Annotated in this window: 25 protein-coding genes; 3 read left to right on the top strand and 22 right to left on the bottom strand. The window is 69.2% G+C overall.

What is annotated here, in order from left to right; genetic code table 11:
* Window positions 1–11: 11 nt before the first annotated feature.
* Window positions 12–599 carry a hypothetical protein gene (locus ACZ4Z2_RS26470; RefSeq protein ID WP_468079239.1) on the bottom strand — a complete coding sequence of 196 codons (588 nt, stop codon included), beginning with the start codon at window positions 597–599 and terminating at the stop codon, window positions 12–14.
* 152 nt (window positions 600–751) lie between these two features.
* On the opposite strand from ACZ4Z2_RS26470, the gene ACZ4Z2_RS26475 reads away from it, so the two are divergent.
* From ACZ4Z2_RS26475 to ACZ4Z2_RS26485, 3 genes are all read left to right on the top strand, one after another.
* On the top strand, window positions 752–1939 hold the full coding sequence (locus ACZ4Z2_RS26475; RefSeq protein WP_468079240.1) for a sensor histidine kinase: 1188 nt from the start codon (window positions 752–754) through the stop codon (window positions 1937–1939).
* A complete protein-coding gene (locus tag ACZ4Z2_RS26480) occupies window positions 1936–2577 on the top strand; it encodes a response regulator (protein ID WP_468079242.1) in 642 nt (213 codons plus the stop codon). Before ACZ4Z2_RS26475 ends, ACZ4Z2_RS26480 begins: the two co-directional genes overlap by 4 nt.
* 173 nt (window positions 2578–2750) lie before the next feature.
* The gene (locus ACZ4Z2_RS26485; protein WP_468079243.1) at window positions 2751–4574 is read left to right on the top strand and encodes a glycosyl hydrolase family 18 protein; all 1824 of its coding nucleotides are present in this window, start codon (window positions 2751–2753) and stop codon (window positions 4572–4574) included.
* Window positions 4575–4654: 80 nt separating this feature from the next.
* Here ACZ4Z2_RS26485 and ACZ4Z2_RS26490 read toward each other — a convergent pair whose 3' ends face one another.
* From ACZ4Z2_RS26490 to rho, 21 genes are all read right to left on the bottom strand, one after another.
* The gene (locus ACZ4Z2_RS26490) at window positions 4655–5107 is read right to left on the bottom strand and encodes a DUF2550 domain-containing protein (RefSeq protein WP_468079245.1); all 453 of its coding nucleotides are present in this window, start codon (window positions 5105–5107) and stop codon (window positions 4655–4657) included.
* Window positions 5108–5240: 133 nt separating this feature from the next.
* Entirely contained in the window at window positions 5241–5615 is a 375-nt protein-coding gene (locus tag ACZ4Z2_RS26495; protein WP_055514820.1) for a F0F1 ATP synthase subunit epsilon, read from the bottom strand.
* A 128-nt stretch (window positions 5616–5743) separates the two neighbouring features.
* A complete protein-coding gene (gene atpD, locus ACZ4Z2_RS26500; RefSeq protein ID WP_107466616.1) occupies window positions 5744–7180 on the bottom strand; it encodes a F0F1 ATP synthase subunit beta in 1437 nt (478 codons plus the stop codon).
* Window positions 7180–8094 carry a F0F1 ATP synthase subunit gamma gene (locus ACZ4Z2_RS26505; RefSeq protein ID WP_468079247.1) on the bottom strand — a complete coding sequence of 305 codons (915 nt, stop codon included), beginning with the start codon at window positions 8092–8094 and terminating at the stop codon, window positions 7180–7182. Before ACZ4Z2_RS26505 ends, atpD begins: the two co-directional genes overlap by 1 nt.
* Before the next feature lie 21 nt (window positions 8095–8115).
* Window positions 8116–9714, bottom strand: a complete 1599-nt coding sequence (gene atpA / locus ACZ4Z2_RS26510; RefSeq protein ID WP_468079249.1) for a F0F1 ATP synthase subunit alpha — start codon at window positions 9712–9714, stop codon at window positions 8116–8118.
* 119 nt (window positions 9715–9833) lie between these two features.
* Window positions 9834–10649: a F0F1 ATP synthase subunit delta gene (locus ACZ4Z2_RS26515; protein WP_468079250.1), complete on the bottom strand. Its 816-nt coding sequence runs from the start codon at window positions 10647–10649 to the stop codon at window positions 9834–9836.
* Window positions 10646–11191, bottom strand: a complete 546-nt coding sequence (locus tag ACZ4Z2_RS26520; protein WP_055514830.1) for a F0F1 ATP synthase subunit B — start codon at window positions 11189–11191, stop codon at window positions 10646–10648. Before ACZ4Z2_RS26520 ends, ACZ4Z2_RS26515 begins: the two co-directional genes overlap by 4 nt.
* 41 nt (window positions 11192–11232) lie before the next feature.
* Window positions 11233–11478, bottom strand: coding sequence for an ATP synthase subunit c family protein (locus ACZ4Z2_RS26525; protein WP_055514831.1), 246 nt, complete (start codon window positions 11476–11478; stop codon window positions 11233–11235).
* 71 nt (window positions 11479–11549) lie between these two features.
* Entirely contained in the window at window positions 11550–12377 is an 828-nt protein-coding gene (gene atpB / locus ACZ4Z2_RS26530) for a F0F1 ATP synthase subunit A (RefSeq protein WP_468079252.1), read from the bottom strand.
* Between the two features lie 225 nt (window positions 12378–12602).
* Window positions 12603–13040, bottom strand: coding sequence for a hypothetical protein (locus ACZ4Z2_RS26535; RefSeq protein ID WP_055514835.1), 438 nt, complete (start codon window positions 13038–13040; stop codon window positions 12603–12605).
* 414 nt (window positions 13041–13454) lie between these two features.
* On the bottom strand, window positions 13455–13865 hold the full coding sequence (locus ACZ4Z2_RS26540; RefSeq protein ID WP_468079254.1) for a hypothetical protein: 411 nt from the start codon (window positions 13863–13865) through the stop codon (window positions 13455–13457).
* Window positions 13866–14046: 181 nt separating this feature from the next.
* Window positions 14047–15336 (bottom strand): MraY family glycosyltransferase, encoded by a 1290-nt coding sequence (locus tag ACZ4Z2_RS26545; RefSeq protein WP_468079256.1) that lies wholly within the window; start codon window positions 15334–15336, stop codon window positions 14047–14049.
* A 129-nt stretch (window positions 15337–15465) separates the two neighbouring features.
* Window positions 15466–16704 carry a serine hydroxymethyltransferase gene (locus tag ACZ4Z2_RS26550; RefSeq protein ID WP_468079257.1) on the bottom strand — a complete coding sequence of 413 codons (1239 nt, stop codon included), beginning with the start codon at window positions 16702–16704 and terminating at the stop codon, window positions 15466–15468.
* Between the two features lie 78 nt (window positions 16705–16782).
* Window positions 16783–17454 carry an arsenate reductase/protein-tyrosine-phosphatase family protein gene (locus ACZ4Z2_RS26555; protein WP_468079259.1) on the bottom strand — a complete coding sequence of 224 codons (672 nt, stop codon included), beginning with the start codon at window positions 17452–17454 and terminating at the stop codon, window positions 16783–16785.
* Window positions 17451–18098 carry an L-threonylcarbamoyladenylate synthase gene (locus ACZ4Z2_RS26560; protein ID WP_055514844.1) on the bottom strand — a complete coding sequence of 216 codons (648 nt, stop codon included), beginning with the start codon at window positions 18096–18098 and terminating at the stop codon, window positions 17451–17453. Before ACZ4Z2_RS26560 ends, ACZ4Z2_RS26555 begins: the two co-directional genes overlap by 4 nt.
* A 53-nt stretch (window positions 18099–18151) precedes the next feature.
* Window positions 18152–18997: a peptide chain release factor N(5)-glutamine methyltransferase gene (gene prmC / locus ACZ4Z2_RS26565; RefSeq protein ID WP_159773100.1), complete on the bottom strand. Its 846-nt coding sequence runs from the start codon at window positions 18995–18997 to the stop codon at window positions 18152–18154.
* Between the two features lie 41 nt (window positions 18998–19038).
* Window positions 19039–20115: a peptide chain release factor 1 gene (prfA, locus tag ACZ4Z2_RS26570; RefSeq protein ID WP_468079261.1), complete on the bottom strand. Its 1077-nt coding sequence runs from the start codon at window positions 20113–20115 to the stop codon at window positions 19039–19041.
* Between the two features lie 99 nt (window positions 20116–20214).
* Entirely contained in the window at window positions 20215–20436 is a 222-nt protein-coding gene (rpmE, locus tag ACZ4Z2_RS26575; protein ID WP_055514850.1) for a 50S ribosomal protein L31, read from the bottom strand.
* Window positions 20437–20670: 234 nt separating this feature from the next.
* Window positions 20671–21813: an LCP family protein gene (locus ACZ4Z2_RS26580; RefSeq protein ID WP_468079262.1), complete on the bottom strand. Its 1143-nt coding sequence runs from the start codon at window positions 21811–21813 to the stop codon at window positions 20671–20673.
* A gap of 211 nt (window positions 21814–22024) precedes the next feature.
* Window positions 22025–23794: a trypsin-like serine protease gene (locus tag ACZ4Z2_RS26585; protein WP_468079263.1), complete on the bottom strand. Its 1770-nt coding sequence runs from the start codon at window positions 23792–23794 to the stop codon at window positions 22025–22027.
* 161 nt (window positions 23795–23955) lie between these two features.
* Window positions 23956–25977 (bottom strand): transcription termination factor Rho, encoded by a 2022-nt coding sequence (gene rho, locus ACZ4Z2_RS26590; RefSeq protein ID WP_468079264.1) that lies wholly within the window; start codon window positions 25975–25977, stop codon window positions 23956–23958.
* Window positions 25978–26375: the final 398 nt, after the last annotated feature.

Below are 26375 nucleotides of genomic sequence, written 5' to 3' on the forward strand. Positions count from 1 at the left end.
ACGGCACCGCCCTACCGCATCCCCGCCCTCTCCTTCTCCTTGTCCTTCTCGGTGCCCCTGTCCCCCTCCGGTGCCTTCTTCGGCCAGAGCGTGTAGGTGAGGGCGATCAGACCGTGGATTCCGGCCGCCCGGAGCGCCGCCCACTGGAACGACCTCAGCGAGTCGACGCTCCCGTCGTCGCCGACGTACCAGACCGCCGCCTGGAGCAGGGCCAGCGCGACACCGGCCGCCACCACGGTCCGCAGCCAGAGGGCACCCTCGTGCCGGGCCCGCGCCAGGCCGTACTTCGGCGGCCCCGCCGGCTTCGGTCCGCCCGCCAGGCGATGCGCGGCATGACCGTCCAGCCAACGGATCATGTAGTGCCCGTACCCCACGGTGAAGCCGATGTAGAGGGCCGCCAGGCCGTGCTCCCAGCTCGGCTCCGCGCCGTTCTTGAGGTCGATCGCGGTCACCACGAAGAGCACCAGCTCCAGCACGGGCTCGCACAGCAGCAGGACCACACTCGTCCGGCGCCACCTCAGCAGATAGCGGACAGCCAGGGCGAGCGCCAGCAGCGCCCAGAAACCGACCTCGCAGGCGATGATCAACGCGACGATCACGACTCGCTCCTCTCGTTCACCGTTCCAGGCTCACGGCGGGACCGGCCGGAATCGTCGTCGGCGATGACGAACCCGCGGTACATCGAAGGATGCAGTCCAGGACCGTTCCCGGGCATCAGGCGGGAGGCACCCGCGCCGTGTTGGATGGGGACATGGCCGTACGACCGCCCCGCCCCCACCCCTTCGACGGGCGCGCCGCCCTCGCCGGACTGTTCGGTGGCCTGCTGCTGTGGGGGCTCGACCTCGCGACCCGCCCGGCCCGCGAGCCGATCGTGCTGCTCGACGGCCGCTGGTGGATCCTGCTGCCCCTGGCCGTGACGGCGGCCTGCGAGGCGGTGCGCCGGACCCTGCCCCGCACGGCCCTGCTGGTCGGCTGGGCCGCGGTCACGGTGGACACCATCACCCAGGGCAACCTGGTCACGGTCGTGATGTTCACCGACCTGGTGTACGCGGCCGTGCTCTACGGCCCGCCCGCCACCGCCCGCCGTGTCCTGTGGGTCGCCGGAGTGCTCACGGCGGTCGGCACGGTCGTACCGGTGGCGATCTGGCGGGTCCCGCAGGCGGTGCTCGTCGGCGCGGTCATCGGCCTGGTCGCCTTCATGCCGGCCGCCACCGGCTGGATCGTCCGCAACCACCGCGACGCCGCCGACGCCGCCCGGCTGCGCGCCGAACAGACCGCGTTGCTCGCGGAGATGGACCGGGCCCAGGCCGTCGCCTCCGAACGGGCCCGGATGGCACGGGAGTTGCACGACATGGTCGCCAACCACCTGTCCGCGATCGCGATCCACTCCACGGCCGCGCTCTCCCTCGACGACCCGGAGACCTCGAAGCAGGCCCTCGGGGTCATCCGCGAGAACAGTGTCGAGGGCCTCGCCGAGATGCGCCGGCTGATCGGCATCCTCAGGGACACCGGCGACGACCACGAACCCTCCGCCGCCCCCACCCTCGACGGGCTCGGCGCACTGGTCGACGGCGCCCGCACCAACGGCCTGGACGTCACCCTCGACGCCGAGCACGGCGCCGCCCTGCCCGCCCCCGTGGGGCTCGCGGCCTACCGCATCGTCCAGGAGTCCCTCACCAACGCCCTCAAGCACGCCTGCCCGGGCCGTGTCGCAGTGACGCTGCGGCAACCGGACAACGCCCTGCACATCGCGGTGACCAGCCCGTACGGCGACCGGGACGGCCCGAGCGCGCCCGGCTCCGGCGCCGGCCTGGTCGGTATGCGCGAGCGGGTCGCGCTGCTGGACGGCACCTTCGAGGCGGGCCCCGAGAGCGCGGATCACGGCAAGATCTGGGCCGTACGCGCCACCCTCCCGGTCACCGAAGGAGAACCCGCATGATCCGCGTCCTCGTCGCCGAGGACCAGTCCGCCGTACGCGCCGGACTCGTCCTCATCCTGGGCAGCGCGCCCGACATCGAGGTGGTCGGCGAGGCGGCCGACGGGGAGCACGCGGTGGCCCTGGCCCGGGAGCTGCGCCCCGACCTCGTGCTGATGGACGTTCAGATGCCGCGCCTCGACGGGGTGTCCGCGACACGCCAGGTCGTCGCGGAGGGTCTGGCCGACGTCCTCGTCCTCACCACCTTCGACCTCGACGAGTATGTGTTCGGAGCGCTGCGGGCGGGCGCCGCCGGGTTCCTGCTCAAGAACACGGAGGCGAAGGACCTCATCACGGCCGTACGGACGGTGGCACGCGGCGAGGGGCTGATCGCCCCGGCCGTCACCCGGCGGCTGATCGCCGAGTTCGCCGCCGGGCCGGCCCGGGAGCCCGGCGTCGACCTGTCGGTGCTCGACTCGCTGACCCGACGGGAGCGCGAGGTGCTCTCCTGTCTCGGCCAGGGCCTGCCCAACGCGGAGATCGCGGTACGGCTCGACATGGCGGAGGCGACCGTGAAGACCCATGTCAGCCGGCTGCTCGGGAAGCTCGATCTGCGCAGCCGGGTCCAAGCCGCCGTGCTGGCCCAGGAACTGGGGATCTGACCCGCCGCAGAGGTGTCCGGTGGCCGCCGGAGGGGTGTCCGGAGGCCCTGGCGCGGGCCGCCCGGCGTCGTGCACTGGTCCAGACCCATTGACCTATGGTCCAGACCTTTCTATTCTCGCCGCACTGCGCCACGTCATGCTCATGCTCACGACACCCCACAAGGAGGCGCGTCATGCGCTTCAGGCTCAGACTCACGGCGGGCTTCGCCACCCTGCTGCTTCCCCTCGCGGGCCTGGTCGGTCTCGCGACCCCCGCCCACGCGGCCACGGAAGCCACCGCCACCTACACCAGGACCCAGGACTGGGGCAGCGGCTTCGAAGGAAAGTGGACCGTCAAGAACACCGGCACCACCACGCTCAGTTCCTGGACCGTCGAGTGGGACTTCCCCTCCGGAACGTCGGTCACCTCGGCCTGGGACGCCGACGTGACCTCCTCCGGCTCCCACTGGACCGCCAAGAACAAGTCGTGGAACGGCTCGCTCGCCCCGGGCGCCTCCGTCTCCTTCGGTTTCAACGGGAGCGGCTCAGGCTCCCCGGCGAACTGCGAGCTGAACGGCGGCAGCTGCGACGGCGGCCCCAGCGTCCCCGGTGACGCGGCGCCCTCCGCGCCCGGCACCCCGACCGCGTCCGGTGTCACCGAGACCTCGGTCAAGCTCAGCTGGAGCGCGGCCACCGACGACAAGGGCATCAAGAACTACGACGTCCTGCGCGGCGGCAGCAAGGTCGCCACCGTCACCGGCACCACCTACACCGACACCGGCCTGACCGCCGGCACCGACTACTCCTACACCGTCCAGGCCCGGGACACCGCCGACCAGACCGGCCCGCTCAGCGGCGCGATAGCCGTCCGCACCAGCGGCGGGGTCGTCGACCCGCCGCCCGGCTCCAAGGTCAAGCTCGGCTACTTCACCGAGTGGGGCGTCTACGGCCGCAACTACCACGTCAAGAACCTGGTGACCTCGGGCTCGGCAGCCAAGATCACCCACATCAACTACGCCTTCGGCAACGTCAAGAACGGCCAGTGCGTCCTCGACGACTCCTACGCGGCCACCGACAAGGCGTACACCGCCGACCAGTCCGTCAGCGGCACCGCCGACACCTGGGACCAGCCGCTGCGCGGCAACTTCAACCAGCTGCGCCAGCTGAAGGCGAAGTACCCGCACATCAAGGTCCTGTACTCCTTCGGCGGCTGGACCTACTCCGGCGGCTTCGGCCAGGCCGCGCAGAACCCGGCCGCGTTCGCCAAGTCCTGCAAGGCCGTCGTGGAGGACCCGCGCTGGGCCGACGTCTTCGACGGCATCGACATCGACTGGGAGTACCCGAACGCCTGCGGCCTGACCTGCGACACCTCGGGGCCTGCGGCCTTCAGGAACCTGATGTCGGCGCTGCGCACCGAGTTCGGCCCGAACTACCTGGTCACCGCGGCCATCACCGCCGACGGCTCCTCCGGCGGCAAGATCGACGCGGCCGACTACGGCGGCGCCGCCCAGTACCTCGACTGGTACAACGTGATGACGTACGACTACTTCGGCGCCTTCGACAAGGACGGCCCGACCGCCCCGCACTCCCCGCTCACCTCGTACCCGGGGATCCCGCAGGCGGGCTTCAACTCCGCCGACGCCATCGCCAAGCTGAAGTCGAAGGGCGTCCCGTCCGCCAAGCTGCTGCTCGGCATCGGCTTCTACGGCCGCGGCTGGACCGGCGTCACCCAGTCCGCCCCCGGCGGATCGGCGACCGGCGCGGCACCCGGCACCTACGAGGCCGGCATCGAGGACTACAAGGTCCTGAAGAACTCCTGCCCCGCCACCGGCACCGTCGCCGGCACGGCCTACGCGCACTGCGGCACCAACTGGTGGAGCTACGACACCCCCGCCACCATCGGCACCAAGATGACCTGGGCCAAGAACCAGAACCTGGGCGGCGCGTTCTTCTGGGAGTTCAGCGGCGACACCAGCAGCGGAGAGCTGGTGACCGCGATCAACAACGGTCTGAAGTGACCGGCTGAGAGAGATCAGGCGACGTTGACGCTCCCCCCGGACTTCGTCCGGGGGGACCCCCACCCAGCGAGTGAACGTGGCTACGCCACGTTCACTCGCTGTCCGGGCGGGGCTGCCTCAAGCCACGCGAGGAAACCGGTCAGCGCGTCCTCGCTCATCGCCAGCTCCAGACGCGTGCCCCGGTGGAGGCAGACCAGGATGACGTCGTCGGGCAGGAGCACCAGCTCCTCGCCGTCCGGGGTGCGCCGGCCGGCCACCTCGATCGCCGAGCGCTCCAGGACGCGGCGCGGGCGGGGCGAGTACGAGAAGATCCGGAACCATTCGATGCGGTCCCCGTTGTAGCGGGCGATGCCGTAGCCCCAGCCCTTGCCCTTCTCCTCGCCGCCCACGGGTTTCTCCGGGGCGTGCCACCGCAGGCTGCAGTTGAAGGTTCCCCCGGAGCGCTGGATCAGCCGGCGGCGCAGTCCGAAGACGACGAGCCCCACCACCACGAGCGCGATCACCGACCCGCACACAGTCAGAGCGAGGACCATCGACACCGACCTCCTCGTCTCCTAGGTAATGGAACGTAAAAACAACCCGTATTCGCCTCAGCCGCGGCCGGGTCTGGAGGGAAATGTCCAGACCCAGCCGCGGCTGAGATACAGCATCACACGGCGCACCCGTTCAGCGCGCCGACACCGTCCGCAGTCGGACGTCCGCGCGACGCTCGGCGGCGGCGTCGCCCTCCGCCTTCGCCCGCTCCAGCTCGCGCTCCACGCGCTGGACGTCGATCTCGTCGGCCAGCTCGGCGACCTCGGCCAGCAGGGACAGCTTGTTGTCCGCGAACGAGATGAATCCACCGTGCACGGCGACGACGACGGTGCCGCCCTCACTCGTACGGATGGTCACCGGGCCCGACTCCAGCACACCGAGCAGCGGCTGGTGACCGGGCATGACGCCGATGTCGCCGGACGTGGTGCGCGCGACGACCAGGGTGGCCTGGCCCGACCAGACCTCTCGGTCGGCCGCGACCAGCGCGACGTGCAGCTCAGCAGCCAAGGTGGCTCCTCGGGTCACCACCCGGCGGTTCCGCCGGGTGTTGGGTCAATTCTAAAGGGAGTGCCGAGGGGGGCGGGGCGCACCCCTTGAGGTGCGGCCCCGCCCCCCTCTGTCACGAGTGCCTGACGTCAGCTGACGCCGAGCTCCTTCGCGTTCTTCTTGAGGTCCTCGAGACCACCGCACATGAAGAACGCCTGCTCCGGGAAGTGGTCGTACTCACCGTCGATGATCGCGTTGAACGCGGCGATCGACTCGTCCAGCGGCACGTCCGACCCGTCGACGCCGGTGAACTGCTTGGCGACGTGGGTGTTCTGGGACAGGAAGCGCTCCACGCGACGGGCACGGTGGACGACGAGCTTGTCCTCCTCGCCGAGCTCGTCGATACCGAGGATCGCGATGATGTCCTGCAGGTCCTTGTACTTCTGCAGGATGCTCTTCACGCGCATGGCGGCCGTGTAGTGGTCCGCCGCGATGTACCGCGGGTCGAGGATGCGGGACGTCGAGTCCAGCGGGTCCACGGCCGGGTAGATGCCCTTCTCGGAGATCGGACGGGAGAGAACCGTCGTCGCGTCGAGGTGGGCGAAGGTGGTGGCCGGGGCCGGGTCGGTCAGGTCGTCCGCGGGGACGTAGATCGCCTGCATCGAGGTGATCGAGTGACCACGGGTCGAGGTGATGCGCTCCTGGAGGAGACCCATCTCGTCGGCCAGGTTCGGCTGGTAGCCCACCGCGGAGGGCATACGGCCGAGCAGGGTCGACACCTCGGAACCGGCCTGGGTGAAGCGGAAGATGTTGTCGATGAAGAACAGCACGTCCTGCTTCTGCACATCGCGGAAGTACTCCGCCATGGTCAGACCGGCGAGGGCCACGCGCAGACGGGTGCCCGGGGGCTCGTCCATCTGACCGAAGACCAGCGCGGTCTTGTCGATGACGCCGGAGTCCGACATCTCCTCGATGAGGTCGTTGCCCTCACGGGTGCGCTCACCGACACCGGCGAACACCGACACACCGTCGTGGTTGTTGGCGACGCGGTAGATCATCTCCTGGATGAGCACCGTCTTGCCGACGCCGGCGCCGCCGAACAGACCGATCTTTCCACCCTTGACGTACGGGGTGAGGAGGTCGATGACCTTGACGCCGGTCTCGAACATCTCGGTCTTCGACTCGAGCTCGTCGAAGTTCGGGGCCTTGCGGTGGATGCCCCAGCGCTCGCCCGTGTACTGCTCGTCGACGTTCAGCACCTCACCGAGGGTGTTGAACACCTTGCCCTTGGTGAAGTCACCGACCGGCACGGTGATGGAGGCGCCGGTGTCGGTGACCGGGGCCTGGCGGACCAGACCGTCGGTGGGCTGCATGGAGATGGTGCGGACCAGGCCGTCACCCAGGTGCTGGGCGACCTCCAGGGTCAGCGTCTTCTTCTCACCCTCGTTCGCCGGGTCGGAGACCTCGACGTGCAGGGCGTTGTAGATGTCGGGCATCGCGTCGACGGGGAACTCCACGTCGACGACCGGGCCGATGACCCGGGCGACGCGGCCCGTGGCAACGGCCGTCTCAGAAGTCGTCGTCATTACTTGTCACTCCCCGCGGTCGCGTCGGCAAGGGCTGCGGAGCCACCGACGATCTCGCTGATTTCCTGGGTGATTTCGGCCTGGCGGGCCGCGTTGGCAAGACGGGAGAGCGTGTTGATCAGCTCGCCCGCGTTGTCGGTCGCCGACTTCATCGCGCGGCGGGTGGCGGCGTGCTTGGAAGCAGCCGACTGGAGCAGCGCGTTGTAGATACGGCTCTCGACGTAGCGCGGCAGCAGGGCGTCGAGGACGTCCTCCGCCGACGGCTCGAAGTCGTACAGCGGCAGGATCTCGCCCGTCGGCTTCTCCTCCGCGACCTCGTCGAGGCTGAGCGGCAGCAGACGCGCGTCGAGCGCCTGCTGCGTCATCATCGACACGAACTCGGTGTACACGATGTGGAGCTCGTCCACCCCGCCGTCCGCCGTGTCCTTCTCGATGGCCTCGATCAGGGGCGCCGCGACCTTCTTGGCGTCCGCGTACGAGGGCTCGTCGGTGAAGCCCGTCCACTGGTCCGCGATCTTGCGCTCGCGGAAGTTGTAGTGGGCGACACCGCGGCGGCCGACGATGTACGTGTCGACCTGCTTGCCCTCGGACTCCAGCCGCGCCGTCAGCTGTTCCGCCGCCTTGATGGCGTTGGAGTTGAAGGCACCGGCCAGACCCCGGTCACTCGTCAGCAGCAGCACTGCGGAACGCGTGACCGTATCGGCCTGCGTGGTCAGCGGGTGCTTGGTGTTCGAACCAGTGCCCACCGCCGTGACCGCGCGGGTGAGCTCGGTCGCGTACGGCGTGGAGGCCGCCACCTTGCGCTGCGCCTTGACGACGCGCGAGGCGGCGATCATCTCCATCGCCTTGGTGATCTTCTTGGTCGCGGTGACGGATCGGATGCGACGCTTGTAGACCCGGAGCTGAGCTCCCATGAGTCAGGTCCCTTCCTTACGTCACTTGGAGACGTTGACGGCCGCCGGAGCGTCCTCGCCGAGCAGCTTGCCGTCCGAGGTCTCGAACTGCTTCTTGAAGTCGGCGATCGCGTCGGCGACAGCGGTCAGCGTGTCGTCCGAGAGCTTGCCGCCCTCCTTGATGGAGGTCATGAGGCCCTGCTCCTTGCGGTGCAGGTACTCCAGCAGCTCCTTCTCGAAGCGGCGGATGTCGGCGACCGGAACGTCGTCCATCTTGCCGGTGGTGCCGGCCCACACGGAGACGACCTGGTCCTCGGTGGACATCGGCTCGTACTGGGCCTGCTTCAGCAGCTCGACCATGCGCTGGCCGCGCTCCAGCTGCGCCTTCGACGCGGCGTCCAGGTCGGAACCGAAGGCGGCGAACGCCTCCAGCTCACGGAACTGGGCGAGGTCCACGCGGAGACGACCGGAGACCTGCTTCATCGCCTTGTGCTGGGCGGAACCACCGACTCGGGAGACGGAGATACCGACGTTCAGCGCGGGACGCTGACCGGCGTTGAAGAGGTCCGACTCCAGGAAGCACTGGCCGTCGGTGATGGAGATGACGTTGGTCGGGATGAACGCCGAGACGTCGTTGGCCTTGGTCTCGACGATCGGCAGACCGGTCATCGAGCCCTTGCCCATGTCGTCGGAGAGCTTCGCGCAGCGCTCCAGCAGACGGGAGTGCAGGTAGAAGACGTCACCCGGGTAGGCCTCACGGCCCGGCGGACGGCGCAGCAGCAGCGACACGGCGCGGTAGGCGTCGGCCTGCTTCGAGAGGTCGTCGAAGATGATGAGGACGTGCTTGCCCTCGTACATCCACTGCTGACCGATGGCCGAACCGGTGTACGGCGCCAGGTACTTGAAGCCGGCCGGGTCGGACGCCGGGGCGGCGACGATGGTCGTGTACTCGAGCGCGCCGTTCTCCTCCAGCGCGCGGCGGACCGACGCGATGGTCGAGCCCTTCTGGCCGATGGCGACGTAGATGCAGCGGACCTGCTTGTTCACGTCGCCCGAGCGCCAGTTGTCGCGCTGGTTGATGATCGTGTCGACGGCCAGGGCGGTCTTGCCGGTCTGACGGTCACCGATGATCAGCTGACGCTGACCACGGCCGATCGGGGTCATCGCGTCGACGGCCTTGTAGCCGGTCTCCATCGGCTCGTGCACCGACTTGCGCTGCATGACCGTGGGGGCCTGCAGCTCGAGGGCGCGGCGACCGCTGGTCTCGATCTCGCCGAGGCCGTCGATCGGGTTGCCGAGCGGGTCGACGACGCGGCCGAGGTAGCCCTCGCCCACGGCGACCGACAGGACCTCGCCGGTACGGGTGACCGGCTGACCCTCCTCGATGCCGCTGAACTCACCGAGGACGATGGCGCCGATCTCGCGCTCTTCCAGGTTCAGCGCCAGGCCGAGGGTGCCGTCCTCGAACTTCAGCAGTTCGTTGGCCATGGCCGAGGGAAGACCCTCGACCTTCGCGATGCCGTCGCCGGCAAGGGTGACCGTACCGACCTCCTCGCGCGAGGCCGCGTCCGGCTTGTACGACTGGACGAAGTTCTCCAGCGCGTCCCGGATCTCCTCCGGCCGGATCGTGAGCTCCGCCATCTGGGTTCCCTGCTCTCCTTGTTGGGCCCGAAGTTTCAACTTGGGGGTCTGGGGGCGACCCCCAGGAATCCTCTGCACGGCCCAACCGGGCCGTAGGTCTGTACTGCGTGTGAAGTTGCTCAGCTCGCCAGGCGGCGGCCGGCGTCCTCGAGTCGGTCCGCGATCGAGCCGTTGATGATCTCGTCGCCGACCTGCACCCGGATCCCTCCGAGGACACCCGGGTCCACGTCGAGGTTGAGGTGCATCGGGCGGCCGTAGAGCTTCGCCAGGGCGGCGCCGAGGCGCTGCTTCTGGGCGTCGCTCAGCGGGACCGCCGAGGTGACGACGGCGACCATGCGGTTCCGGCGCTCGGCGGCGAGCTTGGACAGGGACTCGAGTCCCGCCTCCAGGCTACGTCCCCGCGGCGCGGTCACAAGGCGCGTCACCAGACGCTCGGTGGTGGTCTTGGCGCGGCCGCCGAGCAGGCTGCGCAGCAGCTCGCCCTTGGCCGACGCGCTCGCGGCGCGGTCGGTCAGCGCGGACCGCAGCCCGGTGTTCGAGGCGACGATCCGGCCGAACCGGAACAGCTCGTCCTCGACGTCGTCGAGCGTGCCCGACGTCTGCGCGGCGGTGAGGTCGGCCAGGGCGGCCAGCTCCTCCAGCGCGTCCACCAGGTCGCGCGACTGCGACCAGCGGGAACGCACCAGACCCGCAACCAGGTCGGCGGTCGTCCCGCTGACCTGGCCGCCGAGGATGCGCCCGGCCAGTTCGGCCTTGGCCTCGCCGGCCTGCGCCGGGTCGGTGAGGACCCGACGCAGCGACACCTCGCGGTCGAGCAGCGCGGTGACGGCGGCCAGCTCGTCGGCGAGCGCGGCCGCGTCCACGGACGTGGAGTCCGTCAGCGCGTCGAGACGCTCACGTGCGGCTGCCAGGGCCTCGCGGCTCGCTCCGTTCATCGCGTCGCCTCGGCCTTCTCCTCGAGGTCGTCGAGGAAGCGGTCGATGACGCGGCTCTGCCGGGCGTGGTCCTCGAGGGACTCACCGACGAGCTTGCCGGCCAGGTCGGTGGCGAGCTTGCCGACGTCCTGGCGCAGCGCGGAAGCGGCGGCCTTGCGGTCGGCCTCGATCTGCGCGTGACCGGCGGCGACGATCTCCTCACGCTGCCGCTGGCCCTCGGCGCGCATCTCGGCGATGAGCGCGGCGCCCTGCTCCTGCGCCTCCTGGCGCAGTCGCGCGGCCTCGTGCCGGGCCTCGGCGAGCTGAGCCTTGTACTGCTCGAGGACGCTCTGGGCCTCGGTCTGCGCGGCCTCAGCCTTCTCGATACCGCCCTCGATGGCCTCGCGGCGCTCTTCCAGAACCTTGTTGATGTTCGGGAGGAGCTTCTTGGCGAGGAAGCCGAAGACGATGACGAAGGCGATCAGGCCGATGACGAGCTCGGGGATCGGCGGGATGAGGGGGTTTTCGGCCTCCCCACCAGCCGCCAGGTTAACCAGGCTCATATCAGTGCCTTCCGTCTAAAGGGGCGGTCCGACGAACCTGGTCAGGAGGTCGGGTAGACGAACGGCATGACCAGACCGATCAGGGCGAGCGCCTCACAGAAGGCGAAGCCGAGGATCTGGTTGGCGCGGATCAGGCCGGCCGCCTCGGGCTGGCGGGCGAGGGCCTGGGTGCCGTTACCGAAGATGATGCCGACGCCGACGCCCGGGCCGATGGCCGCCAGGCCGTAACCGATGGAGCCAAGGTTGCCCATGATCTGAGTCTCGGCGAGGGTCTGGAGAGCGGACATGCCGGTTCTTCCTTCTCTTTCAATGACCGGTGGGGGTTGGCCACCGGATGTCTGGTGGTGGGTCGGGGCTCTCAGTGGTGCTCGGCGAGAGCGCCCTGGATGAAGCTGCAGGTCAGCAGTACGAAGACGTACGCCTGAACGGCCTGGATGAAGAGCTCGAAGGCGGTCATCACGATCACCATCGTGAAGGACACGGCGGAGTAGGCGATGCCGATGCCGTTGAGCATGTACCAGGTGGCGATCGTGAAGAGCAGCAGCAGCGTGTGGCCGGCGAACATGTTCGCGAACAGACGAACGGCGTGGGTGAAGGGCCGCACGATGAGGTTCGAGAAGAGCTCGATCGTCATCGACAGCGGGAGCACTGCGCCCAGCGACTTGTCGTAGCCGGTGAAGTTCTTGAAGGCACCGACGAAGCCGTGCCGCTTGAAGGTCAGCGAGACCCACAGGATGTAGACGATTCCGGCCAGGGCGACGGGATACGAGATGATCGCGGTGACCGGGAACTGGGCGATCGGGACGATCGACCAGACGTTCATGATCCAGACGAAGAAGAAGAGGGAGACGACGAGCGGAACGTACTTCTCGCCTTCCTTCTTTCCGAGCGTCTCGTAGACGACGCCGCGTCGCACGAAGTCGTAACCCGCTTCGGCCACCATCTGGAGCTTGCCCGGGACGACCTTCGGCTTGGCGAAGGCGGCCCAGAAGAAGCCCACGATGATGATCGAGCCGAGCAGCGCCAGCAGCATCGTCTTGTTGAAGTAGACGGCGTCGTCCTGGTGGCCCATCAAGGGCTCGAAGAGGAACGAGTGCAGGCCCGGAGCGACATCGGCGAAGCCACAGCCGTCGAAAATGTGGCAGTCGGTCTCGAAGGCGAGCACCTGCGTCGGATCAGCACTCACCGCGGGCTCCTTCAGCGTGGCGCATGGGTACGGCAACCTCGTTGTGTCGGCGCGGCGCGCAGCCGCGGGTCGGCACTGGACTGGTGTTACGGATGTGGGGGCGGCTGTGGGGCATCGAGCCTCGCACTAGGGCAGGCGTCAGCTCGATCGCCCGCGCCCGCGATGCCGCAGTTGGCACCGGACGATAGCAGGATCTCCTGCGGTCACTTATCCCGCCCCTACCCCTCACGACGAGTGCCCCGATTTTTCGGGCTTGTTGCCCGTGGAGGAATCGGGTTCGACGTAGAGGACCTTGGCCTTCATGTGCGCGCGCGTCTGTGCGCCGATCCACACGAGGGTGGTGGCGACCAGCGTGAACGCGAAGGCGCGGGGGTGGAAGAGCGTGGTGTTCTTGAACGCGGCCAGGAAGATGAACAGCAGCAGAATTTGTGCCGCGTAGAGCATCAGGCCCATCGCCTGGAACAGGTGAGGAAGCGATTTGGCAGTGCGCTGCAGAACGTAGAGCCCGATTCCCATGAAGAGGATCGTGATCACCGCGGCGACAATGGCGCCGACCGCCCCCTTGCCCCCGACGACCACACCGCTGATGACGGCGGCGATCGCGCCGGCGGCAGCTGTGGGCACGGCGGCCTGAAGGAGGATCCGGGCGTCATTGGACGGCATGGCGGCAACTCCGCTTACTAAGGGGGCAGGTGTCGTCATGGACGAGCGTAGTCCCCGGGGGCGAGCGGAATTCTCACGCCGCTGGACCGTCGCACTGCGGTCCTTCGGCTCCATCCGGGGTTCTCGTGAACCGTATCACAAACTATTTGATGAGGTCTTTACCTGAATGGTGTGCACGGCGTCACACATGAGAGTGAACCCGCCCGTCTGTGCAAAAACAGCGCCGACTTGTCTGGTATAAGGACGGTTTGACCACCCAGGTTCTTGCATGCCATCGGCAAAGGCTTAGTCAGATTCTTACCTTGGCGTCAGCGCGACGTCCCGCCCCTGCGCCTCAAGGCCGAACGGCCGGGGGCCGTGCGCGGCGTACCGCACACGGCCCCCGGCCGCTGGAGTCATCCGGCGAGTGTGGGGTCAGGCCTTCTTGATCTTGCCCTTGAGCTTGCCGTCGATGTAGCCGGCCCAGCTGCGACCCGCCTGGATCCTGAAGCACTGGTTCTTCTTCAGGCTCTTGTCGAAGGTGTAGTACTCGCCCTTCTTCTTCTTGAATTCCTTCCAGCCCGTCAGCGACTTCCAGTCGCTGCCGCAGGTGATGAGGCGGATGCCGATGCCGTGGTCGTAGGTCTTCTTCGTGATCGTGAACTGGACCTTGCCGGCCGCCGTCGTCTTGAACTTGGCGTCGTCCTCGACCTTCTGCACCTCATTGGTGTTGAAGTTGAACGGCAGGACCTTGGTGGCCGGAGCGGCCGATGCCTGCGTCGCCGTCAGGCCGAGCGAGCCGCCGAGCGCCATGACGACGAGCGTGGTGGCGATGGACTTGCGCATGCGTCCCCCATGAATGGTCGGGTCACGGGGGCGTCCCGTCCGCGCGGCCATGTCTCCGGCGGACAGCCCCCGCTGTCGGGCCACGACCTTTCCAGGGAGGCGCGGAGTGCTCAATTGACCTTAGGTGAGCTGTACTTGGGGGCGCTGCCCCATGAGGAGGGGCCCCGCCCGCCCGAAGGCGTCACCGCCGCGCGCCCGCCGGGCTGGGCTCCTCGTCCTTGGTCCGGCCGCCGACCGCGGTGGCGCCGTTGAGGGACGGGGTCCAGTCCGGGGAGGGGCCGAGGGCCGGCTCCGGGGCCACGGCACGGCGACGGCGGTAGCGGGGCGGGACGAACGCCTCGGCCCAGCGGGGGGCACGGGGCGTGAAGCGGGGCAGGAGCAGGAGGAAGAGCCCGACCGCGCTGAACACGGCGAGGGCGAGGACGATCCACATGGACGCCGAGTTCACCGTGTAGGCGAGGGTGCCGAAGGCGATCACCGCGGACCAGAAGTACATGATCAACACGGCCCGGCTGTGGGAGTGGCCGATCTCCAGCAGCCGGTGGTGCAGATGGCCCCGGTCGGCGGCGAACGGCGACTGGCCGCGCCATGTGCGGCGCACGATGGCGAGGATCAGGTCGGCCGCCGGGATCGCGATGATGGTCAGCGGCATCAGCAGCGGGATGTAGACCGGCACCATCTTGTAGACCGTGCTGCGCTCCGAGCCGTACAGGCCCATCACGTCCGGGTCGACCTGCCCGGTGACCGAGATCGCGCCGGCCGCCAGCACCAGGCCGATCAGCATCGACCCGGAGTCACCCATGAAGATCCGCGCCGGGTGCATGTTGTGCGGCAGGAAGCCCAGGCACATGCCCATCAGGACGGCCGCGAAGAGCGTGGCGGGGGCGGCGGCCTCGATGCCGTAGCTGTACCAGAGGCGGTAGGCGTACATGAAGAACGCGCCGGAGGCGATGCACACCATGCCGGCCGCCAGACCGTCGAGGCCGTCGACGAAGTTGACCGCGTTGATGGTGATGACGACCAGGGCGACGGTGAGCAGGGTGCCCTGCCACTGGGTCAGCGCGACGATGCCGACGCCCGGCACGGGCAACCACAGGATCGTCAGACCCTGCATGACCATCACGCCCGCGGCGATCATCTGCCCGCCGAGCTTGATCAGCGCGTCGATCTCGAACTTGTCGTCCAGCACGCCGATCAGCCAGATCAGCGCGGCCCCGGACAGCAGCGCCCGCGGTTCGTTGGAGTCGGCGAAGACCTCGCTGAGGTTGGTCAGGTGGTCGGCGACCAGCAGACCGGCGCACAGCCCGAAGAACATCGCGATGCCGCCGAGGCGGGGCGTCGGCTCACGGTGGACGTCGCGCGCACGGATCTCCGGCATGGCTCCGGCCACGATCGCGAACTTCCGCACCGGCCCTGTCAGCAGGTACGTCACCGCGGCCGTGATGCAGAGCGTCAGGAGGTATTCACGCACGGGCTTCCCCACAGGTCTCGCTGGCCATCTCAGCCCCACACCCTAGCGATGCATGCATATGGTTGGGGACTTCCGGGTAGCGACGATGGTTGCACGTGATGCTGTGTGCAGTGGTGCGTCTACCCCACCTCAGCGCGGATACGGCGGAAATCTTCCGGCCAGGTCCCGTACTTCTTCACGCGTGCGCCGGCCGTCGCCGGCCTCCCGCAGCACCCGCGCGAAGAGCCCCGCGAGGTACGTCATCTCCGCCTCCCCCATGCCCTGCGTGGTCAGCGCCGCCGTGCCGAGCCGCAGGCCACGGGCGTCGCCGTGCGGCAGCGCACAGCAGTCCAGCACGATCCCGGCCGCCGCGAGCCGGCCGCGGGCGATGCGGCCGTCGACCCCGAGCGGCGCGGGATCGACGACGAGGAGATGGGTGTCCGTGCCGCCGGTGACCACGACGAGCCCCTCGCGGGAGAGTCCCTCGGCCAGGACGCGGGCGTTGGCGACCACCTGATGGGCGTACCCGGTGTACGCCGGTGTTGCCGCCTCCCCGAAGGCGACGGCCTTCGCGGCGACGGTGTGCATCTGCGCGCCGCCCTGGGTGAAGGGGAACACCGCCCGGTCCACCCGTTCGGCCAGCTCGCTCCCGCACAGCAGCATCCCGCCGCGCGGCCCCCGCAGCACCTTGTGCGTGGTGGCGCAGACGATGTCCGCGTACGGCACCGGACTGGGCGCCGCTCCCCCGGCCACCAGCCCGATGGGGTGGGCCGCGTCGGCGATCAGGAAGGCCCCGACCTCGTCGGCGACCTCGCGGAAGAACGCGTAGTCCAGATGGCGGGGGTAGGAGATCGAGCCGCACACGATGGCCTTGGGGCGGCGGGTACGGGCGAGGGTGCGCACCTGCTCGTGGTCGATGAGCCCCGACTCGGCGTCGACGCCGTAGCCGACGAAGTCGAACCACCGGCCGGAGAAGTTCGCCGGCGACCCATGGGTGAGGTGACCGCCGAAGTGCAGGCCCATCGCCAGCACGGTGTCACCGGGGCGCAGGAGGGCCGCGTAGGCGGCCAGGACGGCCGAGGAACCCGAATGGGCCTGCACGTTGGCGTGTTCGGCTCCGAAGAGGGCCTTGGCCCGTTCCACGGCGAGCCGCTCGGCGACGTCGACCATCTCGCAGCCGCCGTGGTACCGGGTGCCGGGATAGCCCTCCGCGTACTTGTTGGCCAGCGGTGACCCGAGGGCCGCCAGTACCGCGGGCGAGGTGAAGTTCTCGGCGGCGACGAGCTGCAGCGTCGTCGACTGGCGGTCGAGCTCACCGAGGAGGATGTCGGCCAGTTCGGGGTCCTGCCGTCGCAGGACGTCGGCCTCTAGGACAGGGGTGACCGGCATGGTGGGCTCCGGGCGTCGACGGTGACGTACGACCAATGTAGGCCCGTGTGTCCGGGGACGCCCGGTGTCGTCCCGTCCTTACGCCCGAGCGGGCACCCCCGTCAGCGCGGTCACCACCGGATCCAGCGCCTGGTGTATCTCGTCGCCCACCGACCGGAAGAACGGCAGCGGGGCCCCGTACGGGTCGTGGACCTCGTCCGCCTCGGCCGTGGGGGCGAGGAGCCACCCGCGTAGAGCGGCGGCGGCACGCACCAGCGCACGGGCCCGGACGACCATGCCCTCCTCCAGCGGCGGCAGGGTCGCCGGGTCTATCGCCCGGACGAGGCGGGTGAACTCCTTCAGGGTGAAGGTGCGCAGGCCCGCCGAGTGGCCCATCGAGATGACCTGGGCCCGGTGGTCGCGGGTGGCGGTCAGCACGAGGTCGGCCATGATCACGTGCTCGTCCAGCAGTTCCCGCCCGGTGAAGCCGGAGGCGTCCGCGCCGAAGTCGGCGAGGACGGCCTCCGCGTTGGCCTCCATGGGCGCGCCCTCGTGTCCCCAGGTCCCGGCGCTCTCGACGATCAGTCCGCCGCCCAGCGGGTCCCCGAGCCGGTCCGCCAGGGCATGCCGGGTCAGCCGCTCGGTGATCGGCGAGCGGCACACGTTGCCGGTGCTGACGTGGAGGATGCGGAAGGTGTCACGCGGCAGACCCGTGAAGGTCCGCGTCTCTTCCCCGTCCCATATGCCACGCCCCGCGTCAGGGGCCGTCAATTCGCCACCTCGAGGTCGGGTACGACCTTGCGCAGCTCCTCCGCCGACAGGGCGCCCGCACGCAGCAGCACCGGCACCTTGCCCGTGACGTCGACGATGGACGACGGCACGTTCCCGGGGGTGGGGCCGCCGTCGAGGTAGACGGAGACGGAGTCGCCCAGCATCGCCTCGGCGGCGTCGCAGTTCTCCGGCGCCGGGTGGCCGGTCAGGTTCGCCGAGGAGACGGCCATGGGGCCGACCTCGGTGAGCAGCTCGATCGCGACGGGGTGCAGCGGCATCCGGACGGCGACCGTGCCGCGGGTGTCGCCGAGGTCCCACTGGAGCGACGGCTGGTGCTTGGCGACGAGGGTGAGCGCGCCCGGCCAGAAGGCGTCGACGAGTTCCCAGGCCATCTCGGAGAAGTCGGTGACGAGGCCGTGCAGGGTGTTCGGGGAGCCGATGAGGACGGGCGTGGGCATGTTGCGGCCCCGGCCCTTGGCCTCCAGCAGGTCGGCGACGGCCTCCGAGGTGAAGGCGTCGGCGCCGATGCCGTAGACGGTGTCCGTGGGGAGCACCACGAGCTCGCCCCGGCGGACGGCGGACGCGGCCTCGCGCAGACCGGTGGCGCGGTCGGTCGCGTCGTTGGTGTCGTATCGCCGTGCCATCTAGCGGGCCTCCTCGTACACGTGATGCTGGGGGGTGGTGGCGGGCGCGCTCATCAGGGCAGCGCCTTGCGGGCGGTCGCGAACCGCGGCCGGTTGTTGAGGTCCGGGTGGTCGGCCGCGTCGGCCCAGCCCCGCTCCTCGGTGAAGATCCACGGCACCTGGCCGCCCTGGGTGTCGGCGTGCTCGACGACGACGACACCGCCGGGGCGCAGCAGCCGGTGCGCGGTGCGTTCGAGGCCGCGGATCAGATCCAGTCCGTCCTCGCCCGAGAACAGGGCGAGTTCGGGATCGTAGTCGCGGGCCTCCGGTGCCACGTACTCCCACTCCGTGAGCGGGATGTAGGGCGGGTTGGAGATGACCAGGTCGACCTGGCCGTCGAGGTCGCGGAAGGCGTCGAGGGCGTTGCCCTGGCGCAGGTCGACCCTGGAGCCGGCCACGTTCTTGCGGGTCCACACCAGGGCGTCCTCGGACAGCTCCACGGCGTGCACGCGGGAGCGCGGCACCTCCTGGGCGAGGGCGAGCGCGATGGCGCCGGAGCCGGTGCACAGGTCGACGATGCAGGGCTCGACCACGTCCATGGCCCGTACGGCGTCTATGGCCCAGCCGACCACGGACTCGGTCTCCGGACGGGGCACGAACACCCCCGGGCCCACCTGCAGTTCGAGGTAGCGGAAGTAGGCGCGCCCGGTGATGTGCTGGAGCGGCTCGCGCTGCTCGCGCCGCGCGATGACCTCCCAGTAGCGGGCGTCGAAGTCGGAGTCCTTCACGGAGTGCAGCTCGCCCCGCTTCACGCCGTGCACGAACGCGGCGAGCTCCTCCGCGTCGTTGCGCGGCGAGGGCACGCCGGCGTCGGCCAGCCGCTGGGTGGCCTGGGCCACCTCTGCGAGCAGCAGGTTCACGCAAGTCCTCCGTGTCGTACTCGGTCGAGCGTAGGTACCTCTTACGCGGCTGCCAGCTTCGCCGCCGAGTCCGCGTCGACGCATGCCTGGATCACCGCGTCGAGGTCGCCGTCCAGGACCTGGTCCAGGTTGTACGCCTTGAAGCCGACGCGGTGGTCCGAGATGCGGTTCTCCGGGAAGTTGTACGTGCGGATCTTCTCGGAGCGGTCGACGGTACGGACCTGGCTGCGGCGGGCGTCGGCGGCCTCCTTCTCCGCTTCCTCCTGCGCCGCGGCGAGCAGCCTGGAGCGCAGGATACGCATCGCCTGCTCCTTGTTCTGCAGCTGGCTCTTCTCGTTCTGGCAGGAGGCGACGACTCCGGTGGGGATGTGCGTGATGCGCACGGCGGAGTCGGTGGTGTTGACGGACTGCCCGCCGGGCCCGGAGGACCGGTAGACGTCGATGCGGAGGTCGTTGGGGTTGATCTCGACGTCGATCTCCTCGGCCTCCGGGGTCACGAGGACACCGGCGGCGGAGGTGTGGATGCGGCCCTGGGACTCGGTGGCGGGGACGCGCTGGACGCGGTGCACACCGCCCTCGTACTTCAGCCGGGCCCAGACGCCCTGGCCGGGCTCGGTGGCGCCCTGGCCGCCCTTGGTCTTCACGGCGACCTGGACGTCCTTGTAGCCGCCCAGCTCGGACTCGGTGGCGTCGATGATCTCGGTCTTCCAGCCGACGCGCTCGGCGTAGCGCAGGTACATGCGCAGGAGGTCACCGGCGAACAGGGCGGACTCGTCGCCGCCGGCGCCGGCCTTGATCTCCAGGATGACGTCCTTGTCGTCGCTGGGGTCGCGCGGGACGAGCAGGAGGCGCAGCTTCTCCGTCAGCTCCTCGCGCTGCTTCTCCAGCTCCTTGACCTCGGCGGCGAAGTCCGGGTCGTCGGCGGCCAGTTCGCGGGCCGTCTCGATGTCGTCACCGGTCTGCTTCCAGGAACGGTACGTGCCGACGATCGGGGTCAGCTCCGCGTAGCGCTTGTTCAGCTTGCGCGCGTTCGCCTGGTCGGCGTGGACCGACGGGTCGGCGAGTTTCTTCTCCAGGTCGGCGTGTTCCCCGACCAGTTCCTGGACCGCCTCGAACATCTCCGGCTCCCTGTACGACGTGATAAGTGGGCTGCACCGCAAAGCGCCGGTCCCGAAGCCCCCGGGACGGGGGCACCGAGGACCGGCGCTGTGGGCTCGCTACTTCTTGGCAGCGGCAGCCTTGCCGAAGCGGGCCTCGAAGCGGGCCACGCGGCCACCGGTGTCGAGGATCTTCTGCTTGCCCGTGTAGAACGGGTGGCACTCGGAGCAGACCTCGGCACGGATGGTGCCGCTCTCGATCGTGCTACGGGTGGTGAACGACGCGCCACAGGTGCAGCTGACCTGCGTCTCGACGTACTGGGGGTGGATGTCGCGCTTCAAGGTGTCTCCTAGTTTCGGGAGGGCGCCGGGTCGCTGCCGCGGGATGCGAGAGCGTGAACCGGAGCCGACGTACCAGTCTGCCAGGACTGGCCGCATCTCCCAAAACCAGGGGGTGCCGCCATGTATTCCCCGGGGTCATTCTGTGAGGGAGAGTGCGCCCGAGGGGGTGCCTCGGGATCGGCCCTGGACGGCTGCGGGGCCGTGCGGGCCGGTCGCGCGGTTCCCCGCGCCCCTTCAGTTCCCGGCGGTGACGACGTCCCCGGCCGTTCCCGTCGCCGTGCCCTTCGTCGCCGATTTCGGGATGGCCTTGTCGGCCTTCAGGGCCGCCCACACCCGCTTCGACTTCGCCTTGTCGACCAGGACGCGGTTGGGGTCGGCGGGGTCGTACTGGACCGGCATGGTGACCATGGTCATGTTCTTGGCGCCGATGCCCTTGAGGCCGCTCGCGAAGGAGGCGAGGTCCTTGACCGTGTCGAGGTCGGAGTCGGTGGTGACGGCGTCCGTGGCGGTGTCGGCGAGGTCGTAGAGCTTCTTCGGGCTGCTGAGGATGCCGACCTCCTTGACCTGCTCCAGGAGCGCCTTGACGAACGCCTGCTGGAGCTGGATGCGGCCGAGGTCGGAGCCGTCGCCGACGCCGTGCCGGGTGCGGACCAGCCCGAGTGCCTGCTTGCCGGTGAGGGTGTGCTCGCCGGCCTTGAGGTTCAGATGGCTGTCGGGGTCCTTGATGTCCTTGGCCGTGGTGATGTCGACTCCGCCGAGGACGTTGATCAGCTTCTCGAAGCCCGCGAAGTCGACCTCGATGTAGTGGTCCATGCGGATGCCGGTCATGGACTCGACGGTCTTCACCGCGCACGCGGCGCCACCGGTGGAGTACGCGGAGTTGAACATCGCCAGGCGGGCCGCCGGGTGCGTCTTGCCGTGCGTGTCCGTGCACTCGGGCCGCTCGACCAGGGTGTCCCTGGGTATGGAGACCACGCTGGCCTTCTTGTGACCCTCGTAGACGTGCACGATCATCGCCGTGTCGGAGCGGGCGCTGCCGTCGTCGACGCCGCCGCCGAGCTTCTTGTTGCTGCCCGAGCGGGTGTCGGAGCCGAGGACGAGGATGTCCTGCGAGCCGTTGTCGACGTCGAGGGGCCGGTCGGTGCCGAGGGCCTGGTTGATGTCGACGCTCTTGAGGTTGCCGTTGAGCTTGAAGTACAGGTAACCGACTCCGGTGCCGCCCAGCACCAGGACGCCGGCGGCGGTCCAGAGGACGGCGAGCGCCGCTCTGCTGTGCCCGTCGCGTGGCTTGCGGCGGCTGCCCTTGGGCGCGCGGTGACGGCCGGCGGTGCCGGACGGGTCCTGTGTGGCGGGTTCCAGTGTGCTCTCGGCGGACATGTGCTCCTCGTCCTCTTTCCCGGTCGGTTACCCCCTGCGTTCAGGCCCAGGCCTGCTTGGTCGGATGTGGCCGTACCGCTCATGGTCACTCCGATCGGTCAGACGGAGTAATCCGGGAAAGGGTTGCACAACGAACGGTGCCCATCGCGCAAAGAGCGATGGGCACCGGGTGTGCCGGATGAGCCCGGTGGGACCGGGCTCACCTGGTGTTTCAGCCGAGCAGGTCGTACTGGGCGTAGCTGGTTCCGACCGAGACCCGTGTGCCGAAGATCTCGCTCGTGGCCTTCGAGGTGCCCTTGTAGAGGTACAGCGTGCCGCCGCTGGTGCGGGCCAGCAGGTCCGCGCGGCCGTCGCCGCTCACGTCACCGGGAGTGATGAGCGTGTTGTACGAGCTCCAGTCGGAGCGGACCTTGATCTTGGTGGCGAAGGCGCCCGTACCGGCCTTGCCGGTGCCCTTGTACAGGTAGATGTTCGAGCCGGTCTTGGTGCGCGCGATCAGGTCGGCCTTGCCGTCGCCGGTGAAGTCGCCGTGGCCGAGCACCGCGTTGTACGAGTTCCAGCCCGTGCTCACCTGGACACGCGTGCCGAAGGTGCCGTTGCCCTTGCCCGGGTAGATCCACAGGGCGCCCGCCGAGTCGACCGAGAGCAGGTCGGGCAGGGCGTCGCCGGTGACGTCGCCGGGGGTGATGATCCGGGTGCGGGTCGCCCAGTTGTCGAAGATCTGCGTGGTCGTCCAGGTGCTCGACGACGCCGTGCGCCGCCGCCAGAAGACGTCGCCGTCGGAGGCGCGGCGCAGGACGTAGTCCTGGTAGCCGTCCCGGTTGAGGTCGGTCTGCTGGACGAGGTTGTAGCCCGTCCAGCTGCCCTCGGCGGTCAGTGCCTTGCGGTCGGCGAGCGCGGAGCCCGTGGAGGCGCGGACGTAGCCCGTGCCGGTCTCCTTGTTGCGCAGGAAGACGTCGGCCTTGCCGTCCCGGCTGATGTCGGTGTCGTCGACGCGCGGGTAGGCGACGCCGACGTACTTGCTGACCTTCGCGAAGACCGGGTACGCGCCCTTCTGCACGCAGTCCACGACGCTCCACGAGACCACGCCGATGACCTTGCCGCCCACGACGAGCGGGCCGCCGGAGTCGCCGTTGCAGATGGCGGTGGTGGTGGCGTCGGTGCCGCCGGCGGGCTTGCCCGCGCAGAACATGTTGCCCTTGACGAAGTAGCTTCCCCAGGTGTTCCCGCAGGTCGTGTCGCTGACGACGGGCAGCGTCGCCGTCTTCAGCGTCTCCGAGATGTCGTCGCTGGTGGAACTGGTACGGCCCCAGCCGTAGACCTTCGCGCTGGTGCCCGCGGCGTAGGAGGACGTGTCGGTCGACGTCGTCATCCTGATCGGCGTGGCGGTGACCGGCTTGGCCAGCGTGAGGACGGCGACGTCGTTGTTGATCGTGTCCTCGTTGTACGAGGAGTGGTTCCACTGGCGGGACACCTTCGTGGGCTCGCCGCCGTGGTAGTCCATGTCCACCACGTTGCCGTCGCTGTCGTAGACGGCCGTGGGCAGCCTGTCGGTGCCCGTGACGACGGAACCGTAGGAGGCCCAGTCGTACTGGCTCTTGTCGACGCAGTGGGCCGCGGTGAGGATCTTGGTCGGCGAGACGACCGAGCCGCCGCAGAAGAAGCCGAGGTCCTGGGTCGGGTCGTAGTACCAGAGCTGCGCCATCCAGGGCGCCGCGCCGATGGTGGTCTCGGAACCACCGATGATCTTGGCGTCCGGCTTCAGGCCGTCCGCGTCGGTGCTCTCCGACGACTCGTTCGTCGACGGCGACGGCTGCGCCGCGCTCTCACCGACGGTGTCGTCCGCCGCCATCGCGTTCGCGATCCGCACGTCCAGCTCGTCGCTCCCCGACGAGCCGGCTCCGTTGGCCGCACCGGCCGACGACAGGAGCAGCGCCCCGGCTATCGCGGCGGCGACAGCTCCGGACAAAGGTCTGGCCACTCAAGTCCCCCCTGAGAACTCAAGAATCAAAACAAGACAGAAGAAGAACCGTGATCGTACACGTGTCCCATACAGAAAACTGGGGCCACCCTCACAAAGAGGGTGGCCCCAGTTCTTCGGCGCTTCTGACGTGCCGAGACCAGCCGCGACGACCGGTCGGACTAGTCGCCGTTGCCCGGCGTCGGCGTCGTCTTCTGAATCTGCATCAGGAACTCGACGTTCGACTTCGTCTGCTTCATCTTGTCCAGCAGCAGCTCGATCGCCTGCTGCTGGTCCAGCGCGTGCAGCACCCGGCGCAGCTTCCAGACGACCGCCAGCTCCTCGTTGCCGAGCAGGATCTCTTCCTTGCGGGTACCGGACGCGTCCACGTCCACCGCCGGGAAGATGCGCTTGTCGGCGAGCTTGCGGTCGAGCTTGAGCTCCATGTTGCCGGTGCCCTTGAACTCCTCGAAGATCACCTCGTCCATGCGGGACCCGGTGTCCACCAGGGCGGTGGCGAGGATGGTGAGCGAGCCGCCGTCCTCGATGTTGCGGGCCGCACCGAAGAAGCGCTTCGGCGGGTACAGGGCGGTCGAGTCGACACCACCGGACAGGATGCGGCCGGAGGCCGGCGCCGCCAGGTTGTACGCACGGCCCAGACGCGTGATCGAGTCGAGCAGCACGACGACGTCGTGACCCAGCTCCACCAGGCGCTTGGCACGCTCGATGGCCAGCTCCGCGACCGTGGTGTGGTCCTCGGCCGGACGGTCGAAGGTCGAGGAGATGACCTCGCCCTTGACCGACCGCTGCATGTCGGTGACCTCTTCCGGACGCTCGTCGACGAGGACGACCATCAGGTGGCACTCGGGGTTGTTGTGCGTGATCGCGTTGGCGATCGCCTGCATGATCATGGTCTTACCGGTCTTCGGCGGGGCCACGATCAGACCGCGCTGGCCCTTACCGATGGGCGAGACCAGGTCGATGATGCGGGTGGTGAGCACGCCCGGGTCCGTCTCCAGACGGAGGCGGTCCTGCGGGTAGAGCGGGGTGAGCTTGTTGAACTCCGGGCGGCCGCGGCCGTGTTCGGGCGCCATGCCGTTGACGGAGTCCAGGCGCACCAGCGCGTTGAACTTCTCGCGGCGCTCGCCCTCCTTGGGCTGACGGACCGCACCCGTGATGTGGTCGCCCTTGCGCAGGCCGTTCTTGCGGACCTGGGCGAGGGAGACGTACACGTCGTTCGGGCCGGGCAGGTAGCCGGAGGTGCGAATGAACGCGTAGTTGTCGAGGATGTCCAGGATGCCCGCGACGGGGATCAGGACGTCGTCCTCGGCGAGTTGCGGCTCGGCCGCACCCATGTCGTCACGGCCACGACGGCCACGACGGTCGCGGTAGCGGCCGCGACGGCCACGGCGGCCGCCCTCGAAGTCGTCGTCGTCCTGGGGACCGTTGTCCCGCTGGCGGTCCTGACGGCCCCCGCCCTGCTGCTGACCCTGCTGCTGGCCGCGGTCGCGCTGCTGCTGACCGCCGCCGCCCTGCTGCTCGTCGCCCTTGCCCCGGCGGTCGCCGCGGTCACGGTCGCGGCCGCGCTCACGGCGGTCGCGGCGGCCCTGACGGCCGTCGGCGTCGGCGTCGCCCTTGGCCTCGCCCTGCGGCTGGGCCTGCGCGGGCGTCTCGGCCTTGGGCTCGGACTTCGCCTCGGCGGTGACCGTCTCGGGGCTGCCCGCGTCGGCGGTCGCCCGACGACGACGGCGCTCGGTGGGCGCCTCGTCGCCGCCGGCCGGCTGGCCGGGGATCTCGATCTGCTGCTGGGCGACGGCCTTCTCGGTCTTGTCGACCTTCTCGACGGGCGCCTCGGCCTTCTTGGCGGCCTTCTCGGCCGGGGCGGCGTCCTCGCCGGTGCGCGCCTTCGAGGTGGCGCGGCGCTTCGGCTTGGTCTCGGTGGCGGCCTCGGCCTTGGGAGCCGCGGCACCCCCTCCCGCCTGCGCCTCCTTGATGACCTCGATCAGCTGGCTCTTGCGCATCCGCGCGGTGCCCCTGATGCCGAGGCCGGATGCGACCTGCTGCAGCTCGGCCAGCACCATGCCCTCAAGGCCGGTGCCACGGCGCCGCCGGGAGCCGGCACCGCTGGCAGGCGCGGCGTCCGTGGCGGGCGCGGCAGCGGTCTCCTCGACACGTGCGCCCATCAGATCGGTGGTGTCGCTCACGAAGGGTCCTTCCCTGGAGCGGACGTCGGCCTTCTGGCTCGGCGACCGGTTGTGCTGTCCGGCTTCGGCCCTGTTCGGGTGGACCGTGCCGGGGCGGTGGTCCGCCAAAGCGGCGGAGGAAAATTTGCTGGTGATTCGGCGCTTGCGGGGCCGTGGCACTCGGTGTCTGTGTCACGCGGCTCGGTCACGCCGGTTCCGGAGCCTGCTCGGCAGACCGCTCAGTGCCTGCGTACGGCGTACAGCTTGACGTACGAAGCACAGTGCGGCTTGGGAGACTCCCGGAAGAATGGTTGTCCCGGACGGGGACGATAAGCACCATGCCATGGCTGGGGCAGGTGCAGACTTGAGGTTAACACTACCGGATCCAACAAACATTCCCCCTCTCGAAATCCGGCAAC

The organism is Streptomyces sp. NPDC030183, assembly GCF_055573455.1.

What these genes read in the sequence shown, in the direction of transcription:
- ACZ4Z2_RS26475 (WP_468079240.1), top strand. Translation starts at nt 752, where the DNA reads ATGGCCGTACGACCGCCCCGCCCCCACCCCTTCGACGGGCGCGCCGCC.
- ACZ4Z2_RS26480 (WP_468079242.1), top strand. Translation starts at nt 1,936, where the DNA reads ATGATCCGCGTCCTCGTCGCCGAGGACCAGTCCGCCGTACGCGCCGGA.
- ACZ4Z2_RS26485 (WP_468079243.1), top strand. Translation starts at nt 2,751, where the DNA reads ATGCGCTTCAGGCTCAGACTCACGGCGGGCTTCGCCACCCTGCTGCTT.
- ACZ4Z2_RS26490 (WP_468079245.1), bottom strand. Translation starts at nt 5,107, where the DNA reads ATGGTCCTCGCTCTGACTGTGTGCGGGTCGGTGATCGCGCTCGTGGTG.
- atpD (WP_107466616.1), bottom strand. Translation starts at nt 7,180, where the DNA reads ATGACGACGACTTCTGAGACGGCCGTTGCCACGGGCCGCGTCGCCCGG.
- ACZ4Z2_RS26505 (WP_468079247.1), bottom strand. Translation starts at nt 8,094, where the DNA reads ATGGGAGCTCAGCTCCGGGTCTACAAGCGTCGCATCCGATCCGTCACC.
- atpA (WP_468079249.1), bottom strand. Translation starts at nt 9,714, where the DNA reads ATGGCGGAGCTCACGATCCGGCCGGAGGAGATCCGGGACGCGCTGGAG.
- ACZ4Z2_RS26515 (WP_468079250.1), bottom strand. Translation starts at nt 10,649, where the DNA reads ATGAACGGAGCGAGCCGCGAGGCCCTGGCAGCCGCACGTGAGCGTCTC.
- ACZ4Z2_RS26520 (WP_055514830.1), bottom strand. Translation starts at nt 11,191, where the DNA reads ATGAGCCTGGTTAACCTGGCGGCTGGTGGGGAGGCCGAAAACCCCCTC.
- ACZ4Z2_RS26525 (WP_055514831.1), bottom strand. Translation starts at nt 11,478, where the DNA reads ATGTCCGCTCTCCAGACCCTCGCCGAGACTCAGATCATGGGCAACCTT.
- ACZ4Z2_RS26535 (WP_055514835.1), bottom strand. Translation starts at nt 13,040, where the DNA reads ATGCCGTCCAATGACGCCCGGATCCTCCTTCAGGCCGCCGTGCCCACA.
- ACZ4Z2_RS26540 (WP_468079254.1), bottom strand. Translation starts at nt 13,865, where the DNA reads ATGCGCAAGTCCATCGCCACCACGCTCGTCGTCATGGCGCTCGGCGGC.
- ACZ4Z2_RS26550 (WP_468079257.1), bottom strand. Translation starts at nt 16,704, where the DNA reads ATGCCGGTCACCCCTGTCCTAGAGGCCGACGTCCTGCGACGGCAGGAC.
- ACZ4Z2_RS26560 (WP_055514844.1), bottom strand. Translation starts at nt 18,098, where the DNA reads ATGGCACGGCGATACGACACCAACGACGCGACCGACCGCGCCACCGGT.
- prfA (WP_468079261.1), bottom strand. Translation starts at nt 20,115, where the DNA reads ATGTTCGAGGCGGTCCAGGAACTGGTCGGGGAACACGCCGACCTGGAG.
- ACZ4Z2_RS26580 (WP_468079262.1), bottom strand. Translation starts at nt 21,813, where the DNA reads ATGTCCGCCGAGAGCACACTGGAACCCGCCACACAGGACCCGTCCGGC.